Below are 16,921 nucleotides of genomic sequence, written 5' to 3'. Positions count from 1 at the left end.
GCCGCCGCGCGGATCACGCCACGTCGGCGAGCCGCTTGTACTGCTCGTCGGTGAGTTCCACGTCGGCAGCGCCCATGTTCTCCTCCAGGTGTGCCACCGACTTCGTGCCCGGGATGGGCAACATCACCGGCGAGCGGCGCAGCAGCCAGGCGAGGGCCAGTTGGGCGGGACGGGCGCCGGTCTCGCCGGCGATCTCGTCCAGCGGGCCGCCCGGGCGGGCCAGCTCGCCGGTGGCGATCGGGAACCACGGGATGAAGCCGATCCGCTCCTCCTCGGCGTAGTTCAGCACGTCCTCGGAGCGGCGGTTGGTGAGGTTGTACAGGTTCTGCACGGTGGCGATGTCCACGATCTGCCGCGACGCCTGGATCTCCGACACGCTCACCTCGGACAGGCCGATGTGACCGATCTTGCCCTCGTCGTGCAGCTCCTTGAGGGTGCCGATCTGGTCCTCCAGCGGAACCTCCGGGTCGATGCGGTGCAGCTGGAACAGCTCGATGCGCTCCACGCGCAGCCGGCGCAGGCTCAGCTCGACCTGCTGGCGGAGGTAGGCGGGCCGGCCGATGGGATGCCACTGGCCGGGGCCCGTCCGCGCCAGGCCGGCCTTGGTGGCGATAACCAGCCCCTCCGGGTAGGGGTACAGCGCCCGCGCGATCAGCTCCTCGCTGATCGCCGGCCCGTACGAGTCGGCGGTGTCGATCAGATCGACGCCGAGCTCGACGGCGCGGCGCAGCACGCGGATCGCCTCGTCCTCGTCCTCCGGCGGACCCCACACCCCCGGCCCGGTGAGCTGCATGGCCCCGTAGCCGAGCCGGTGGACCGGCCGCTGCCCGGAGAGGGCGAAGGTTCCGCTGTTGTTCGGCATGTCTGAACTCCCGGTGGGTTGGCTCGGTTGCCTCCTCCCCTGCCAACCTCCCGCCCGGGGTTGCTTTATTCCGCTGCCCGGTTCAGTCCGGGGGCAGCTGCGCGAGGAACCGTTCGGCCGCCTGCTCCCCGTTGCGGAACAGCCGGTCCCGGGTCTCCGCGTCGATGCCGAAGTCGATCGCGGACACGCCGTCGGTGTTGACGTGGATGGTCCTGCGGTTGACGCCCTCCTCCTCCAACCGGTACCGGTTCCAGTCGGACAGCAGCGTCTCCACGCAGCAGAACAGCATGGACAGCGCGTTGCTCACCGGCCGGTCGCGGGAGTCCCTCGGCTCGCCGGACAGCTTCACGCCCCAGGTGGGCCAGCGTTCCGGCTTGCCGTCGGTGCGGTCGAAAACGGTGATCGGGAAGTTGGAGAGCAGCCCGCCGTCCACCCAGGTCGCCGTGCCCTTGTCGGTGCGCACCTGGACCGGGCGGAAGTAGAACGGGATGGACATGGACGCGCGCACCGCGTCCACCACCAGTTGCTCGTCCGCCACCTGCCCGTACTGGTCGTAGTCCCAGGGCAGGCGGACCAGCACCCGCCGGGACAGGTCGCTGGCGTGCACCACGAGCGAGTAGCACTGGTACTCGGCCAGCGAGCTGCCCGGGTCGGTCAACCGGAGGTCCGCGAAGGTCTTCACGCCCGCGCCCTCCAGCAGCGGGCCGAGCCATTCGGTCAGGTAGCCGCCGGTGTGCGCGCCGTCGTGCAGCAGCATCTCGACGCCCTCGCCGATCCGGCCGGTGACCCGTTCCAGCAGCGAACCGTCGGCGAAGCGGCCGTAGTCGACGCCGCGCATCACCTCCTCCAGCTCGTGCAGATCCCGCCCCGCCTTCTGGTAGGCGGCCACCAGCGCGGCCACGATCGCGCCCGCGCTGGTCCCGGCGACCCGCTCGAACCGGTACCCGGCGTCGTAGAGGGTGAGCACCGCGCCGAGCAACCCGATCCCCTTCACGCCGCCGCCCTCGAGAACCAGGTCGACGGGCTTCCTGTCGTCCGGCATCAGTGCCACCGATCCCCCCTGATCCACGATGTCGCCCACACCCCACGGTCGGGCCGCCCGTAGCGTGCCGCCAACTCGCGGCGGCCGCAGTAGACCTTTCGGGTGATCACGGTCAGGCTTCCGCCGGTCACCGGGTAGTAGCTCGCACGGGGAGATCGCTGGTCCGATCGGGCAGGCGGGGGCACCTGGATCGGGCGGCGACTTCCCAACCGCCTCGTGTTGCACGCGGTCAGCGCGACCGACTGATCCGCGGCGATGGGTACGACGCTGGTGCTGGTGCTGTGGACGGAGTTCCGCACGGCGGGCGAACCACGTCGACGGCGCGGCACCAGCGGTAGCCTGACCGCGTGGCGGACGAGGGGCGCAGCGCGGAGGCGGTGACCGGGGTCCCGGCCCCGCGGCTGGCCGGGCTGGTGCGCCGCTACCGCGGCTACCACTACCGCGGCTTCCGTCCCGGCACCCATCTCGGCCTGCCCTCCCGTGACCTGACCGTGGTGCTCAGCCTTGGCCCGCCCACCCGGCTGGCCGCGATGCCCGATCCTGGGGAGGCGCCCGGGGATTTCGTCACCCTGGCCGGCGGGTTGCACACCCGCCCGGCGGTCATCGCGCACGACGGCAACCAGTTCGGGGTGCAACTCGAACTCACCCCGGCCGGCGCGCGGTCGCTGTTGGGCACGCCCGCCGGCGCGCTCGCCGGCACCGTGGTGCGGCTGGACGACGTGCTCGGCCCGGCCGCCGCCGAACTGGTCGAGCGGATGGCCGCCGCACCCGGCTGGGCGGACCGCTTCGCCGTGCTGGACCGGGTGCTGTCCCGGTGCGCCGGCCGGGTGGCCCCCGTCCCGCCGGAACTGGCCCACGCCTGGCGCCGGCTGGTCGGCCCCGACCGGGCGCGGGTGGCGGACGTCGCCACCGAGATCGGCTGGAGCCGCCGGCACCTCACCGGGCGGTTCACCCGCGAGTACGGCGTCACCCCGATACAGGCGGCCCGGCTGGCCCGGTTCGACCGGTCGCGGTGGCTGCTGCGGCGGCCGGACCGGCCGACCCTGGCCGCCGTCGCGGCCGCCAGCGGCTACTGCGACCAGGCGCACCTCGCCCACGAGTGGAACGACCTGGCCGGCTGCCCGCCGTCGGCGTGGCTGGCCGGCGAGGAACTGCCGCTCCTTCCACCCGACGGGGTAGGCCCGGCGAGCCGGGGCCACGGACGATCAGCGGCCGCCCGCCGCCGGAGCACGGAGTTCGTCCCGGAACACCCACCACCGGGACGCGCTGTAGGTGAACACCGCGACGCTCGCCGCGGCCAGCACCCTGGCCAGCCGGAAGTCCAGGCCGAGCGCGGCCAGACCGGTGGTCACGCCCACGGTCAGCCCGTAGTCGCCGCCCACGACCAGCGCGTAGCGCAGCGCCTGCCGGCCGACCGGCGCGTGCGACCGGAAGTTGACCGTGCGGTTGAGCACGAAGTTCAACCCGAACGCGGCCACGTAGGACAGGCTGACAGCGACCGGCAGCGGCAGCCGTGTCCAGGCCCGCAGCGACGCCAGCAGCGCCAGGTCGATGAGGAAGGTGAACCCGCCCAGGATGGCGAACCCCACCAGCTCCCGGGGCAGCCAGCGGCGCACCCGCGCCGGTAGCCGATCCACCCAGCCGGTGAGCAGTTCGCCCGCCCGCTCGGCCGTGCTCACCCGGTTCGCCTGCCGCTGGTCCGTCCCCGCCATCACATCCGTGCCCGTCGCGCCAGCAGCCAACGGCGAATGGCCGCTCCGCACGCGATCATACGGATGCCGGGGCGCGGCCGGTCACCCGGCGACCGCTGCCACTCCATCCGGGCTGTCGGCGAACTGGGTGCGGTGCAGCTCGGCGTACCGGCCGCCGGCGGCGAGTAGCTCGGCGTGGCTGCCGCGCTCGACGATCCGGCCGCCCTCGACGACGAGGATCGCGTCGGCCGCGCGGATGGTGGACAGCCGGTGCGCGATCACCAGGGCGGTCCGGCCGCGCAGCGCCTCGGTGAGTGCCGCCTGCACGGCCACCTCCGACTCGGAGTCCAGGTGCGCGGTGGCCTCGTCCAGGATCACCACCCGGGGCCGGGCCAGCAGCAGCCGGGCGATGGTCAGCCGCTGCCGCTCACCGCCGGAGAGCCGGTAACCGCGCTCACCGACCACGGTGTCCAACCCGTCCGGCAGCGAGGCGACCAGGTCGGCCAACCGTGCCCGGCGCAGCGCGTCCCACAGGTCGTCCTCGGTCGCGCCCGGGCGGGCGTAGGCCAGGTTGGCGCGCACCGTGTCGTGGAACAGGTGCCCGTCCTGGGTGACCACGCCGACCGCGCCGCGCAGCGCCTCGAACGTCAGCTCCCGGACGTCCACACCGGACAGCCGCACCGCGCCGGAGTCCACGTCGTAGAGCCTCGGCACCAGCGAGGCGATGGTGGACTTGCCCGCCCCCGAGGAGCCGACCAGCGCCACCAGTTGGCCGGCCTCGGCACGGAAGCTGACCCCATGCAGCACCTCAGTGCCGCCCCGCACGTCCAGCGTGCCGACATCCTCCAGCGAGGCCAGCGACACCGCCTCCGCGGCCGGGTAGCCGAACCGGACGTCGTCGAACTCCACCGACACGCCGCCGGGCGGCAACGCGCGGGCGTCCGGCCGCTCGGTGATCATCGGCTTGAGGTCCAGCACCTCGAAGACGCGTTCGAAGGACACCAGCGCGGTCATGATATCCACCCGCGCGTTGGCCAGTTGGGTCAGCGGCGAGTACAGCCGGGTGAGCAGCAGGGCCAGCGAGACAACGGTGCCGGGGGCGAGGTGGCCGCGCAGCGCCAGGTACCCGCCCAGCCCGTAGACCAGGGCCTGGGCCAGCGCGGAGACCAGGGTGAGTCCGGTCATCAGCCACCGGGTGGCCATCGCGGTGCGCACCCCGATGTCCCGCACCCGCAGCGCCCGCTCGCCGAACTCGCGGGCCTCGACGGCGGGCCGGCCGAACAGCTTCACCAGGGTGGCGCCCGGCGCGGAGAACCGCTCGGTCATCTGCGTGGTCATCGCCGCGTTCAGCCCGGCCGCCTCGCGCTGCAGGTCGGCCATCCGCCGGCCCATCCGGCGCGCCGGGATCAGGAACATCGGCAGCAGCACCAGCGCCACCACGGTGACCTGCCAGGACAGCGTGAGCATCACGCCCAGCGAGAGCACCAGTTGGATGACGTTGGTGACCACCCCGGACAGCGTGGAGGTGAACGCCCGCTGCGCGCCGATCACGTCGTTGTTCAGCCGGCTGACCAGCGCCCCGGTGCGAGTGCGGGTGAAGAACGCCACCGGCATGCGCTGGACGTGCTCGAACACCGCGCGCCGCAGGTCGTAGATCAGCCCCTCGCCGATCCGCGACGACTGCCACCGCTCCACCAGGCCCACCCCGGCGCCGACCACGGCCAGCAGCGCGATCAACCCGGCCAGGCCGACCACCACGGTGACGTCGTGGCCGCGGACGATGGCGTCCACCACCCGGCCGGCCAGCACCGGCGTGGACACGGTGAGCACCGCGTCGACAATGGTGAGCGCCAGGAACGCGCCGAGCATGAACCAGTGCGGCCGAGCGAAGGAGAACACCCGGCGCACCGTGCCCCTGCGTACGCCGTGCGGTGCGTCCGCCCTGTTCATCGCCCCGCGGACGAACATCCACGTGCCGTCCACCCGACTCGCCTCCTTCCGGTGGTCACCCGGTCAAACACCGGCGGAGGTGGAACGCTTCCCGATCGGGCGCGAAAGGCGGACGGCAGGCCGGTGCCCGGCTCGAGCGGATGGAAAAAGGGCATAACTCATCGCCGCCGGGCCGGCGTCGGAGTACCCGGCGGTGCCCGGCGCTACTGGCCGCTCCCGTTGCCGGCGGCGTTCGCCGCGGCCAGCGCGGCGATCCGGCGCACCTGGGCCGCGCGCTCGGCCTCCAGCTGCGCCTCGAGGGTCGGGCCGGACGCGGCCGAGGCGAGCAGCGCCAGCGTCTCCGTGGCCGCCCCGGCCGGTGCCTTGAGCAGCTGCTTCACCAGGGCGTCCGTGGCGGCGTCCAACTCCCCGGCCGGGACGACCGCATTGGCCAGACCGATCCGCAGCGCCTCGTCCGCGGGCACCCGGCGCCCGGTCAGGCAGATCTCCACCGCCCTCGGGTACCCCACGTGCCGGACCAGGGGCAGGGTGCCGCCCAGGTCCGGAACCAGCCCGAGGGTGGTCTCGGCCATCGTCAGTTGCGCGTCCTCGGCGAGGATTCGAAGGTCACAGGCCAGCGCGAGCTGGAACCCTGCCCCGATCGCGTGGCCGTGCACCGCGGCGACGGTGATCCGCGCCGGGTCGGTAAGCCAGGTGAAGGCCTCCTGGAACCCCGCGATGCGCGCCTTGGCGTCCCCGTCCGCCAAGGCGGCCAACGACACGAGCCCGGCGTCCCCTTCGACGTCCTCACCGGTGAACATCCTGCGATCGAGCCCCGCCGAGAAGGAGCGGCCGGCCCCGCGCACGACCACGACCCGCACGCTGGGGTCGAGACCGTCCCCGACCGCTCGCAGCGCACGCCAGGTGCTGGGAGTCTGCGCGTTGAGCACGTCGGGGCGGTTGAGCGTGATCGTCGCCCGCTCCCCCTCGACGGTGAGCTCGATGCCGCCGCGCGCTAACGCGCCGGCGTCGATTGCCGGTGCTGGCAACGCAGACCTCCCGGGTACTCGGCGCCGTGCTTGGCAGGGCGCAACTTTTTGTTACCGCGGGGTAGCTTACTTCTTCTTCGTCCGCGTGGCGCCGCCGCGTCCGCGAAGCTGGACGCCGGACTCGGACAGCACCCGGTGCACGAAGCCGTACGAGCGTCCGGTGGACTCGGCCAGCGCCCGAATGCTCGCGCCCTTCTCGTACTTCTTCTTCAGATCCGCGGCGAGCTTCTCCCGAGTGGCGCCGGTGATGCGCGCACCCTTCTTCAGATCAGCCACTGTGTCCCGCCTTCCATCGACGCAGATCGGGCCGCTTTCGGGCCCCTTTGCCGCAATGATCGAACACGAAAGCCCAGGACGCCAGGCGATCAAGCAAACTCTTCGCTCAGTGGTCGGCGTGTCACGCCCTGTTGATCAAAGAGCTGTGGCAAAGAAGTCCCCCCGGAGCGGTGACCGCGCCGTGAGCCACCGCTAAGCCAGCTGCACCAGTTCGAGGTATTCCTCGGACCAATGATCCTCTGTTCCGTCCGGCAAGAGGATCACCCGTTCGGGCTGTAGTGCCTGGACCGCACCCGGATCGTGGGTCACCAGCACGACGGCGCCCGCGTACCGGCGCAGCGCGTCCAGCACCTGTTCCCGGCTGGCCGGGTCGAGGTTGTTGGTCGGCTCGTCCAGCAGTAGCACGTTCGCCGCGCTGGACACCAGACCCGCCAGCGCGAGCCGGGTCTTCTCCCCGCCGGAGAGCGTGCCGGCCGGCTGGTCCAGTTGCTCACCGCTGAACAGGAAGGTGCCGAGCAGGTTGCGGAGCTGCTGCTCCGGGGCGTCCGGCGCCGCGTGCCGCACGTTGGCCCAGACGCTCGCCTCGAGGTCGAGGGTTTCGTGTTCCTGGGCGTAGTAACCGATCCGCAGCCCGTGGCCGGGCACCACCCGGCCGGCGTCCGGCTGCTCCATGCCGCCCAGCAGCCGCAGCAGGGTGGTCTTGCCTGCGCCGTTGAGGCCCAGCACGACCACCCGCGAGCCGCGGTCCACGGCCAGGTCGACCCCGGTGAACACCTCCAGCGACCCGTACGACTTGGCCAGCCCCTCGGCGGTCAGCGGGGTGCGGCCGCACGGCGCGGGCTCGGGGAACCGGATCCGGGCCACCTTGTCCGCCTGCCGGGTCTCCTCCAGCCCGGCGAGCAGCGTCTCGGCCCGCCGGGCCATGTTCTGCGCGGCGACCGCCTTGGTGGCCTTGGCGCGCATCTTGTCCGCCTGCGCCATGAGTGCGGCGGCCTTCTTCTCCGCGTTGGCCCGCTCCCGCCTGCGCCGCTTCTCGTCCGCGGCGCGCGCGTCCAGGTAGCGCTGCCAGCCCATGTTGTAGACGTCCACCTCACCCCGGGTGGCGTCGAGGAACCACACCTTGTTGACCACCGCGGCGAGCAGCTCCACGTCGTGGCTGATCACCACCAGCCCGCCGTCGTGGGCCTGCAGGAAGCCGCGCAGCCAGGTGATCGAGTCGGCGTCCAGGTGGTTGGTCGGCTCGTCGAGCAGCAGCGTCGTGCCGGACCGGCCGCCCGCGCCGGCCTCCGAGGCGGCGAACAGGATCCTGGCCAGCTCCACGCGGCGGCGCTGACCGCCGGAGAGGGTGGCCAGCGGCTGGCCGAGCACCCGCTCGGGCAGGCCGAGATTGGCGCAGATCCGGGCCGCCTCGCTCTCCGCCGCGTACCCGCCGAGCGCGGCGAAGCGTTCCTCCAGCCGGCCGTAGCGGCGCACCGCCGCGTCCCGCTCGCCGGCGTCCACCAGCTCCGCCATGGCCGACTGCGCCTTCTCGATCTCCCGCAGCAGCTCGTCCAGTCCGCGGGCGGAGAGCACCCGGTCCTTGGCGGTCACCGAGAGGTCGCCCTCGCGCGGGTCCTGCGGCAGGTAGCCCAGCTCACCGGTGCGCCGCAACTCGCCCGCGTAGGGCTGGCCCTCCCCGGCGAGCACGCGCAGCGTGGTGGTCTTGCCGGCGCCGTTGCGGCCAACCAAGCCGATCCGGTCGCCGGGCTGGACGCGCAGCGTGGCCTCGGACAGCAGGATGCGCGAGCCGGCGCGCAGCTCGAGGTCGGTCGCAGCGATCAAGCGAGGGCTCCAGGGTGGGTGGTCGTGGACATCGTCACCGCGGCCGGTGGGGCACCGGGGCCGCGGGCGCGGGGCTAATCCAGCAGAACGACCACCAAGGGAGTTTACGTGCCGCCGCCAACCGGATTGGGACCGCCACCGGCCACCTCGGGATCTACCCGCCGGTAACCGGGGCCTAGAGTGCGCGTATGACCGAACCTCGTACCGACTTCGCCGGCCGGGTGGCGCTGGTCACCGGCAGCAGCAGGGGCATCGGGCTGGCCATCGCGGCCGAACTGCTCGACCGCGGCGCGGCCGTGGCGATCACCTCGCGCAAGGCCGAACCGCTGAACGAGGCGGCCAAGGAACTCGTCGAGGCGCACGCCGGCGGCGCGGGTGACCGGGTGCTCGCGGTGGCCGGCAACGCGGGCGCGGACGAGGACCGGGCCGAGGTGGTCCGCCAGACCATGGACCGGTTCGGCCGGCTGGACGTGCTGGTCAACAACACCGGGATCAACCCGACCTTCGGTTTCCTGCCGGACGCCGACCTGAACGCGGCCCGCAAGATCTTCGACACCAACGTCGTCGGCGCACTCGGCTTCGTGCAGCTGGCCTGGAAGGCGTGGCAGGCCGAGCATGGCGGCAGCATCGTGAACATCGCGTCGGTGGCCGGGCTGCGCTCCTCCGGGGTGCTCGGCATCTACGGCGCCAGCAAGGCCGCGCTGATCCGGCTCACCGAGGAGCTGGCCTGGCAGCTCGGGCCGAAGGTGCGGGTGAACGCGGTCGCCCCGGCCGTGGTGAAGACCAAGTTCGCCGAGGCGCTGTACACCGGTCGGGAGGACGAGGCGAGCGCCGCCTACCCGGCGAAGCGGCTGGGCACCCCGGAGGACGTGGCGCGGCTGGTCGCGTTCCTCGCCTCGGACGCCGCGGACTGGATCACCGGAGAGACCGTGCGGGTGGACGGCGGCCTGCTGGCCACCGGCAGCCTCGGCTGAGGCGAACTCCCGGGGCTACTCCCCCGGCTCGCGGACCACGACCTCCACCGCGAGCGCCCGCGCCGCCGCCTGGTCCAGCACGTCGCGGCGGGGTTCGGGAACGTCGAGCACCCTCGGCTCGGCCCGCGCCATCAGCTCGGCGAGTCGGGGGTCGGCGCGCAGCGTGTCCAGCGCCTGCCGATCCCCGCCCAGCACCACAGCATCCAGTTCGGCCAGCCGGGGCAGCAGCACCCGGGCGGCGTCCGCGGCCGCCGCGTGCAGCGCCCGCCGGGCCTGGCCCTCCCGGCGGCGGGCGAACCGCTGCTGGGACCAGCCGCCCGCCCTGTGCCGGCCGTGCACCAGCCGCCGGTCGGTCGCCGACGCGACCACCCGGCCGGCCTCGGCGATGCCGACGCTGTGCCCGCCCAGCCGGACCAGCAGCAGCCCGATCCGCCGGGGCCGCTGGAGGTGCGCCACCAGCGGGTCGACGTGCAGGCCGGGGTGTTCCGCCGGCGGCCCGGCCAGCCCGCCGAACGGGACGTCCACCTCGGCCACCGCGCCGTCGGCGGCCGCCACCCGCACCCGCCGCGGCTCCAGCTGGGTGTGCCGCACGCCGCCGTGCCGCTCGGCGAAGCGCTCGAACCAGCCAGCCAGCCGCGCTGGCGGCACCTCGACCGCGCGGCCGCCGCCGGCCACCGGGCGCACCCGCATCAGCGCATCACCACGGGGCCACCGCCACCCACACCGGCAAGGGGTGGCCGCACTCGCGTGGGGACAACCGACGCACCCCGGTGAACCCCGCCTCGGCGAGTTCGGCGGAGATCCGCTCGGCGGTCAGCACCCGGTGCCGGGTGGACACCGCGGTGGCCACCTCCCAGGTGTTGTCCCGGCGCACCAGCTGGACCACCTCCAGGCCGTAGGACTCACCGTCCTCGGCCCAGTCCCACAGCTGCACGGTGACCTGCCGGCGCTCGCCGCGCCCGGACACCCGGGGCGGCGGGGCGATCGGCCGCAGCCGCCGCAACCGGTCCAGCTCGGGCACGGCCACCACGAGTAACCCGCCCGGCCGCAGCACCGCCCTGGCCGCAGCCAGCGCGGATCCGAGCATGTTCTCGTGCGCCAGCCGGGGCAGCAGATCGTCGCCGGCCCGTACCACGTCCGCCGGTGTGGCCGCGGCACCGTCCAGCACGTCCAGCAGGTGAACCACCCGGTGCTCGCCGCGGCCCAGCAGGGCGATGGCCACGTCGGCGAGCGCGTCGTCCGGCTCCAGCCCCCCACCGGTGGCCCGCGCCGGCACCTCGTCCTGCTGCTGCCCGGTCACGTTCTCACGGTAGGTCGTTTTCCACGGTCGTGGGGTGATCGCCGCGGGTCGGGACACGGGCGTGGCGCGAGGGTGCACCGTTCGCGCCTCAGGTTGGCTCCTTCCGGGCTAGCGGATCCCACGACCGGCGGCAGTAGGGTCACGAGAGCGTGCGAAGTGACAGCGGGGAGTCACCATGTCGATCGCGGCTCGTCAGGTATCGGACTTCGCCAGTGGCACCACCCCCTCGGCCCGGCACGACCTGTCCCAGCTCCTGGTCACCGGACCCTTCCCGGACGCCCTGCGCGCGGCGATCAGGGCCAGCCGGCTCAGCCTGGACCGGATCCAGCACCGCCTGGCCCTGCGCGGCGTGACCATCAGCGTGGCCACGCTCAGTTACTGGCAGTCCGGCCGGCGACGGCCGGAACGCCCCGAGTCGCTGGAGGCGCTGCGGCAACTCGAGGCAGTGCTGGCGCTGCCGCCCATGGCGCTGTCCGCGCTGCTCGGCCCGCCCCGGCCACGCGGCCGGCGCAGCCACGCCTCCCGGCTGCTGCCGATCGACGCCCTGTGGTCCCGGCGCGAGCACCTGGCCGGCCTGCTGGCCAAGGTGGACACCAGCTCGGACGGTCAGCTCGGGCGGATCAGCCAGCAGGACCGCTGCGAGATCGGCCCGGACCGTGGCCAGCGCTCGCTGCGCGTGCGGCAGGTGCTGCGCGCCGAGGACGACGGCCCGGACCGGTGGATCCTCGTCTACGACTCGGAGGCACCCGGGTGCCTGCCCGAGTTGACGGGGCTGCGCAACTGCCGGCTGGGCCGCACCACCACCGACGACGACCGGCGCATCCTCGTCGCGGAGCTGCTCTTCGACCAGCCGCTCGCCAGGGGCGACACGCTGATCATGGAGTACGAGCTGGTCAACCCCGGCCCGCCGTACCCGCGCGGCGGCGACGTCTACTGCCGCAAGTTCCGCCTGCCGGCCCGGGAGTACGTGGTCGAGGTGCGGTTCAGTCCGGAGGCGCTGCCCGCGCGCTGCCAGCAGTTCAGCACGCTGATCGGCGAGGACGAGCGGTCCCGCCGCCGCAACCTCGCCCTGGACGCCTCCGGCGGGGTGCACGCGGTGGCGCTGGGCTTCGGCCCCGGCGTGTTCGGCATCGGCTGGGAGTGGCGAGACCAGCGAACTTCCGCATAGGGCACGGTCACAGGACGAACGTGTCGGTCCAGAGTTGGCCGGTGCGGCCGGACAGCGCGTCCAGGAGCGCGACCGCCTGGCTGTCGGTGAGCGAGGCGACGAAGTCCACCACCGCCCGGCCGCGGACCAGCGCACGCACCTCGTCCCGGCCGGTGGGGTGTTCCCCGGTTGCCCCGGCGAGCAGCCGGGGCTCGCGGGCGGCCAGGGCCCGGTACTCTCCGTCGGCCAGCTCGACCAGGTCGTGCAGCCGGCGGGGCAGCCGGTCCGCCTCGTGCCGGTCGCCCAGCCAGGCGTCCAGCGCCTCGACCAGGGTGCCGAGCAGCCGCGCCTGGCCCCGCTGGTGCAGCGCGAGGTCGGGACGCAGCAGCACGAACCGGCGGTGCACGAACTTGAGCACCTGTACCTCATGCCACTGCTGGCTGGCCAGCACCACATGCCCGGAGCGGGTGGACGGCTCGGTGAGCACGCCGACCCCGTCGACGAGCCGCGCGGTCCATCCGGCGGAGAACTGGGCGACCGCCTGCTCCGCCTCCACCGAGCCGTCGAACGGCACCGCCAGCAGCCCGTCCACCAGCTCGCTGTGCACCCGGGCGACCGCGGCGGCGAACGCCTCGTCGTCCACCGCCCAGGCGTCCTTGGCGTGCAGCCGGCGGCGCAGCAGCTCCAGCGACCGGCCCGGCCGGCGGGACTGCGCGGTCAGCTCCGCGGTCGAGGCACCGGCCAGCTCGACCGCGTTGCGGCGCCAGCTGCCCAGCTCGGCGGCCACGGTGGCGTGCTGCAGCACGCCGAGCCGGTGGAAGTCCTCCAGGTCGTGGATGGCGTAGGCGATGTCGTCGGCGGTGTCCATCACCGACGCCTCCACGGTCTGCTGCCAGGGTTCCAGCCGGCCCACGAACGGGGCCCTGGCCTGCACCAGGTCCTCCAGCTCGGTCACGTACGCGGAGAACTTCGCCGACCCGGTGCCGGGCGCGTCCGCCGGCTCGGCGGCGCCCCGCGGTGGCGCGGCGAACGTGCGCGGGTGCGGCTCGGGATGGGCCAGCCGGCCCCACGGGTACTTCAGCAGCGCGGCACGGACCGCGGCGGTGAGGTCCAGACCGACGGCGGCGGGTCCGCGCACGTCGGTGGTGGTGACGATGCGGAACGACTGTGCGTTGCCCTCGAAGCCGTCCGGCAGCCCGAACCGGTGCCGGGCGATCCGGTCCAGCACCTGCTCGCCGAGGTGACCGAACGGCGGGTGACCCAGGTCGTGCGCGAGCGCGGCGGCCTCGGCCACGTCCGGGTGGCAGCCGCCCAGCTTGTCCAGCACGCCAGTCAGTTCGGGACGGTCGTTCAGCCGCTCGGCGATGGCTCGCGCCACCTGGGCGACCTTCAGGCTGTGCGTCAGGCGGTTGTGCACCAGCAGCCCGGACCCGGTCGGGCTGATCACCTGAGTCACCCCGGCCAGCCGGGCGAAGAACGGCGAGGTGGCCACCCGGTCGTGATCCACCCGGAAGGGGTTGGCCGCGAGGTCGGTCGCGCCAGCCGTGCGGGGCGTGCGGCCGGATCGGCGCCGCGCCCTCGGGTCGGTGTCGTGGTCGGGCAGGAAGTCCTGATCGGGCATGCCGCAGACGTTAGCCGTGCCCGGTGACCGCGGGCGGGACGCATGCTGTGCTGTCATCGCGGTGTGGTGGACGTGCTGGTGGCCGGCGGCGGGCCGGCGGGATGGGCGGTGGCCGCGAGCTGCGCCGCGCGCGGGCTGTCAACCACCCTGGTCGACGAGGATCCGTGGCGGGACTGGCCGGCCACCTACGCTGCCTGGGCCGACGAACTGCCCGCCGACCTGCCGGCTGCGGCGGTGGCCGCCCGGCCGGCGGTGGTGCGGGCGGTGGCCGCTGCCGACCACCGGATCACCCGCGAGTACCTGGTGCTGCGCAACGCCGGCCTGCGCGACCACCTGACCCACCCGGACGTGCGGGTCCGGGCCGGCCGGGTGGTCGGCGCCGAGCACGGCCGCTCCGGCTCCACGGTGCGGCTCGCCGACGGCCACCGGCTCGCGGCGGCCGTGGTGGTGGACGCCTCGGGCGTGCGCCGCGCGCTCACCGGCGGCCGACCCCGCCGTCCGCCGGCCGAGCAGACCGCGGCCGGGCTGGTGCTGCCGGCCACGGCGGTCTACCCGGTGCTCGGCCCGGGCGAGGCGCTGCTGATGGACTGGACGCATCCGGCCGGCCCGGCGGGCGACGCCGCGACGTTCCTGTACGCCGTGCCCCTTGCGGCGGGCCGGGTGCTGGTCGAGGAGACCTCGCTGGCCCGCCGCCCCGGCCTGCCCCGCGAGGTGCTGCGCGACCGACTGCGGATGCGGCTCGGCGCGCTCGGCGTCCCGGTCGCCGACGCGATGGCCGAGGAGCACGTGCGCATCCCGCTGGACCTGCCGCTTCCCCGGCCGGGCCGGGCGGTGCCGTTCGGCGTGGCGGCCGGGATGGTGCATCCGGCCACCGGCTACCACGTGGCCTCGGCGCTGCGCACCGCGCCCGCGGTGGCGGCGGCGGTCGCCACCGGGCTGCGGCACGGCCCGGCGGCCGCGGCACGCGTGGCCTGGCACGCGGTGTGGCCACCGGCGGCGCTGGCGGTGCACGCGCTGCGCCGGCGAGGGCTGGCCGCGCTGCTCGCCGTGCCGCCCCGGGAGGTGCCCGCGTTCTTCGAGCTGTTCTTCCGGCTGGCCGAGGACCATCAGCGGGCCTACCTGTCCGGGCGCACCGACCTGGCCGGCACCGCGGGCGCGATGGCCGCGCTGTTCGCCGCTGCCGGGTGGCCGCTGCGCGGCCGGCTGGCCTGGCCGGGCCCGCACCGCACCCACCGATGACCGGCGAACAACACCACGGCGACATCTCTCCCACATCGTGGAACGATCATCGGGAAAGCGCTTACTCCTTGCGGTTGAGCCATTTTGATGTTTGACGCCGCGCCTTGGGCGCGGTGATTCCGGCCGCATCAGCGTGAACACCTGGTGAAGCCCCTCGGCAAGGGCCAGTGTCTACGGGCAGTATCGGTGCGTGGCTGCACCGCTGGGCGACGTCCGCTTTGCATATCAGCCGCTGTTCAACCTGCACACCGGCGGCATTGTCGCGGTGGAGGCCCTCGCCCGGCCCACCGCGAGAACGGTGCACGACGTCTTCCGGGACGCGGGGCGGGCCGGGCGCCTGGTAGAGACCGACATCTCGCTGGCCGCCAGCGCCATCCGGGCCGCGGCCGAGCACGAGACGCTGCTTCCGCTGCACGTCAACCTGCTGGCGATCACCGCGGCCGGCCCGCCGGAGGTGATCGACCCGGTCATCGACGCGCTCCGGGACACCGGTCGCCGGGCCCGGGACATCGTGCTGGAGCTCGGTGGCCCGTTCGGCCGGGTGCCCCGGGGCGGGCTGATCGAGGGCCTGGCCATGCTCCGCCGCGCCGGTTTCCGGATCGCCCTGGATGGCCTCGGTGACGCTGACACTCCGCTGTCCCTGCTCGCCGAGACCAACCCGGAACTGCTGAAGGTGGACCGTGGCGTGATCTCCGGGCTGCCCGACGAACCCGGATGCACCGCGCTGCTGGAGTCCCTGATACGGCTGGCCGAGGGGATCGGCGCGCAACTGGCCGCGGTGGGCGTGGAGACCGACGCGCAGCTCGCCACGCTCCGCCGGCTGGGCGTCCACCTGGCCCAGGGCAACCTGCTCACCCAACCCAGCCGCCGGCCGCTCACCACGGTCTCCATCCCGCCGGCCGCAACCGAACTGGCCGACCCGGACGCCACCCTGCCGGGGCGCCGCAACGCAGGGCCGCGGGTGAGCGACTTCCTGCATCCGGCGACCATGCTGCGCGCGGACGCCACCTCCGAGGAGGTGCGCTCGGTGCTGGCCAACCAGCCGATGGTGAGCAGCGTCGTGCTGGTGGACGAGGAGAGCCGGCCGCGGTGGACGCTGGACCGCAACCGCTTCCTGCTCGCCGTGACCGGCCCGTACGGCCACGCGTTGCACGCCAAGCGCGACGCCGCCCGGCTGGCCGACCGGCCGCACCTGGTCCGCACCGACACCACCGCGCTGGAGCTGCTGGACACCCTCGCCGGGGTGGAGCGTAACCGGATCAACGACGACGTGGTCGTGGTGGACGAGGCGTTCCACTGCCTCGGCGTGGTGCGGGTGACCGACGTGGTTCGGGGCATCGCGGAGATGAAGGTCGAGGAGGCGGCCGCGCTGAACCCGCTCACCCGGCTGCCCGGCAGCGACCAGGTAGGCCAGGAGATCGAGCGGCGCATCGCCGCCGGGGAGATCTTCGCGGTCGGCTGGCTGGACATCGACGGGTTCAAGACGGTCAACGACAGCGCCGGGTTCGCCGCCGGCGACGACCTGATCCGCACCATCGGTCGAGGCCTCACCGACGCCGCCGCCACCCTGTCCAGCGTGCGCGTCGGCCACGTCGGCGGCGACGACTTCCTGTTCGTCACCGGCCTGGACGACCTGGTCCCGCTGGCCAACGCGCTGCTCGACACGCCGCGCTCGGCCGGAGGGCTGGCGGTGAGCCTGTCGCTGGCCACCCTGGTCTGCGCGTCCGGGTCGGTGACCGGCTACCGGGAGGTGTCCCGGTTACTCGCCCCGCTCAAGCAGCACGCCAAGGCGCTGCGCGGGTCGAGTTGGGTGCTGGGCCGCCCGGGCTCGGACCGGGTGGACGTGCTGCGCGGCACGCGCGGGCCGGACGTGCCGCCGCGCCAGCCCGCTCGCCGCAACGCCGCCGTCGAGCACCGCTGACCGGCCGTTCCGCCGCACCGAACCGCCCCGCGCGCCTTTTTCAGCCTGC

At 73.9% G+C, this 16,921-nt stretch carries 14 protein-coding genes and 1 pseudogene; 5 read left to right on the top strand and 10 right to left on the bottom strand.

Annotation, left to right across the window (positions count from 1 at the left end):
• Window positions 1-13 precede the first annotated feature (13 nt).
• Both FFT21_RS02925 and FFT21_RS02920 read right to left on the bottom strand, forming a co-directional pair.
• Window positions 14-862, bottom strand: coding sequence for an aldo/keto reductase (locus FFT21_RS02925; RefSeq protein WP_137812148.1), 849 nt, complete (start codon window positions 860-862; stop codon window positions 14-16).
• Between the two features lie 82 nt (window positions 863-944).
• Window positions 945-1,904 carry a patatin-like phospholipase family protein gene (locus FFT21_RS02920; RefSeq protein ID WP_137812147.1) on the bottom strand — a complete coding sequence of 320 codons (960 nt, stop codon included), beginning with the start codon at window positions 1,902-1,904 and terminating at the stop codon, window positions 945-947.
• Between the two features lie 530 nt (window positions 1,905-2,434).
• Here FFT21_RS02920 and FFT21_RS30485 point away from each other — a divergent pair.
• Window positions 2,435-3,031 (top strand): annotated as a pseudogene (locus FFT21_RS30485) (helix-turn-helix domain-containing protein); the annotation flags it as partial.
• A gap of 78 nt (window positions 3,032-3,109) precedes the next feature.
• Here the strand turns inward: FFT21_RS30485 and FFT21_RS02910 are convergent.
• The 5 genes from FFT21_RS02910 to FFT21_RS02890 form a co-directional block, all read right to left on the bottom strand.
• Window positions 3,110-3,616 carry a GtrA family protein gene (locus tag FFT21_RS02910; RefSeq protein WP_137812332.1) on the bottom strand — a complete coding sequence of 169 codons (507 nt, stop codon included), beginning with the start codon at window positions 3,614-3,616 and terminating at the stop codon, window positions 3,110-3,112.
• 81 nt (window positions 3,617-3,697) lie between these two features.
• The gene (locus FFT21_RS02905; RefSeq protein ID WP_137812331.1) at window positions 3,698-5,563 is read right to left on the bottom strand and encodes an ABC transporter ATP-binding protein; all 1,866 of its coding nucleotides are present in this window, start codon (window positions 5,561-5,563) and stop codon (window positions 3,698-3,700) included.
• Window positions 5,564-5,748: 185 nt separating this feature from the next.
• Window positions 5,749-6,573 (bottom strand): enoyl-CoA hydratase/isomerase family protein, encoded by an 825-nt coding sequence (locus FFT21_RS02900; RefSeq protein ID WP_137812146.1) that lies wholly within the window; start codon window positions 6,571-6,573, stop codon window positions 5,749-5,751.
• Window positions 6,574-6,639: 66 nt separating this feature from the next.
• The gene (locus FFT21_RS02895; protein WP_137812145.1) at window positions 6,640-6,849 is read right to left on the bottom strand and encodes a helix-turn-helix domain-containing protein; all 210 of its coding nucleotides are present in this window, start codon (window positions 6,847-6,849) and stop codon (window positions 6,640-6,642) included.
• A gap of 192 nt (window positions 6,850-7,041) precedes the next feature.
• The gene (locus tag FFT21_RS02890; RefSeq protein WP_137812144.1) at window positions 7,042-8,670 is read right to left on the bottom strand and encodes an ABC-F family ATP-binding cassette domain-containing protein; all 1,629 of its coding nucleotides are present in this window, start codon (window positions 8,668-8,670) and stop codon (window positions 7,042-7,044) included.
• Between the two features lie 188 nt (window positions 8,671-8,858).
• Here FFT21_RS02890 and FFT21_RS02885 point away from each other — a divergent pair, with 188 nt between their 5' ends.
• Window positions 8,859-9,644, top strand: coding sequence for an SDR family oxidoreductase (locus FFT21_RS02885; RefSeq protein ID WP_137812143.1), 786 nt, complete (start codon window positions 8,859-8,861; stop codon window positions 9,642-9,644).
• Window positions 9,645-9,659: 15 nt separating this feature from the next.
• On the opposite strand, the gene FFT21_RS02880 is transcribed toward FFT21_RS02885, so the two are convergent.
• Entirely contained in the window at window positions 9,660-10,337 is a 678-nt protein-coding gene (locus FFT21_RS02880; RefSeq protein ID WP_137812142.1) for an acVLRF1 family peptidyl-tRNA hydrolase, read from the bottom strand.
• Between the two features lie 4 nt (window positions 10,338-10,341).
• On the bottom strand, window positions 10,342-10,944 hold the full coding sequence (locus tag FFT21_RS02875; protein ID WP_225978052.1) for a hypothetical protein: 603 nt from the start codon (window positions 10,942-10,944) through the stop codon (window positions 10,342-10,344).
• 175 nt (window positions 10,945-11,119) lie between these two features.
• Between FFT21_RS02875 and FFT21_RS02870 the strand changes: the two genes are divergently transcribed.
• Window positions 11,120-12,112 carry a hypothetical protein gene (locus tag FFT21_RS02870; RefSeq protein ID WP_225978051.1) on the top strand — a complete coding sequence of 331 codons (993 nt, stop codon included), beginning with the start codon at window positions 11,120-11,122 and terminating at the stop codon, window positions 12,110-12,112.
• Between the two features lie 7 nt (window positions 12,113-12,119).
• Here the strand turns inward: FFT21_RS02870 and FFT21_RS02865 are convergent, their stop codons facing one another.
• Window positions 12,120-13,712: a deoxyguanosinetriphosphate triphosphohydrolase family protein gene (locus FFT21_RS02865; RefSeq protein WP_137812141.1), complete on the bottom strand. Its 1,593-nt coding sequence runs from the start codon at window positions 13,710-13,712 to the stop codon at window positions 12,120-12,122.
• 63 nt (window positions 13,713-13,775) lie between these two features.
• Between FFT21_RS02865 and FFT21_RS02860 the strand changes: the two genes are divergently transcribed.
• Window positions 13,776-14,951 (top strand): lycopene cyclase family protein, encoded by a 1,176-nt coding sequence (locus tag FFT21_RS02860; RefSeq protein ID WP_137812140.1) that lies wholly within the window; start codon window positions 13,776-13,778, stop codon window positions 14,949-14,951.
• 190 nt (window positions 14,952-15,141) lie between these two features.
• Window positions 15,142-16,872 carry a GGDEF domain-containing protein gene (locus FFT21_RS02855; protein ID WP_225978050.1) on the top strand — a complete coding sequence of 577 codons (1,731 nt, stop codon included), beginning with the start codon at window positions 15,142-15,144 and terminating at the stop codon, window positions 16,870-16,872.
• Window positions 16,873-16,921: the final 49 nt, after the last annotated feature.

It is taken from the genome of Gandjariella thermophila, from assembly GCF_005405885.1.
In the GTDB taxonomy this organism is placed as follows: domain Bacteria; phylum Actinomycetota; class Actinomycetes; order Mycobacteriales; family Pseudonocardiaceae; genus Gandjariella; species Gandjariella thermophila.
Note: the sequence above shows the minus strand (reverse complement) of the source record. Positions and strands in the feature narration are given on the sequence as shown.

Excerpts from the sequence above, each read along its gene's own strand:
- FFT21_RS02920 (WP_137812147.1), bottom strand. The coding sequence starts at position 1,904 with ATGCCGGACGACAGGAAGCCCGTCGACCTGGTTCTCGAGGGCGGCGGC.
- FFT21_RS02885 (WP_137812143.1), top strand. The coding sequence starts at position 8,859 with ATGACCGAACCTCGTACCGACTTCGCCGGCCGGGTGGCGCTGGTCACC.
- FFT21_RS02870 (WP_225978051.1), top strand. The coding sequence starts at position 11,120 with ATGTCGATCGCGGCTCGTCAGGTATCGGACTTCGCCAGTGGCACCACC.
- FFT21_RS02925 (WP_137812148.1), bottom strand. The coding sequence starts at position 862 with ATGCCGAACAACAGCGGAACCTTCGCCCTCTCCGGGCAGCGGCCGGTC.
- FFT21_RS02865 (WP_137812141.1), bottom strand. The coding sequence starts at position 13,712 with ATGCCCGATCAGGACTTCCTGCCCGACCACGACACCGACCCGAGGGCG.
- FFT21_RS02910 (WP_137812332.1), bottom strand. The coding sequence starts at position 3,616 with ATGGCGGGGACGGACCAGCGGCAGGCGAACCGGGTGAGCACGGCCGAG.
- FFT21_RS02905 (WP_137812331.1), bottom strand. The coding sequence starts at position 5,563 with ATGTTCGTCCGCGGGGCGATGAACAGGGCGGACGCACCGCACGGCGTA.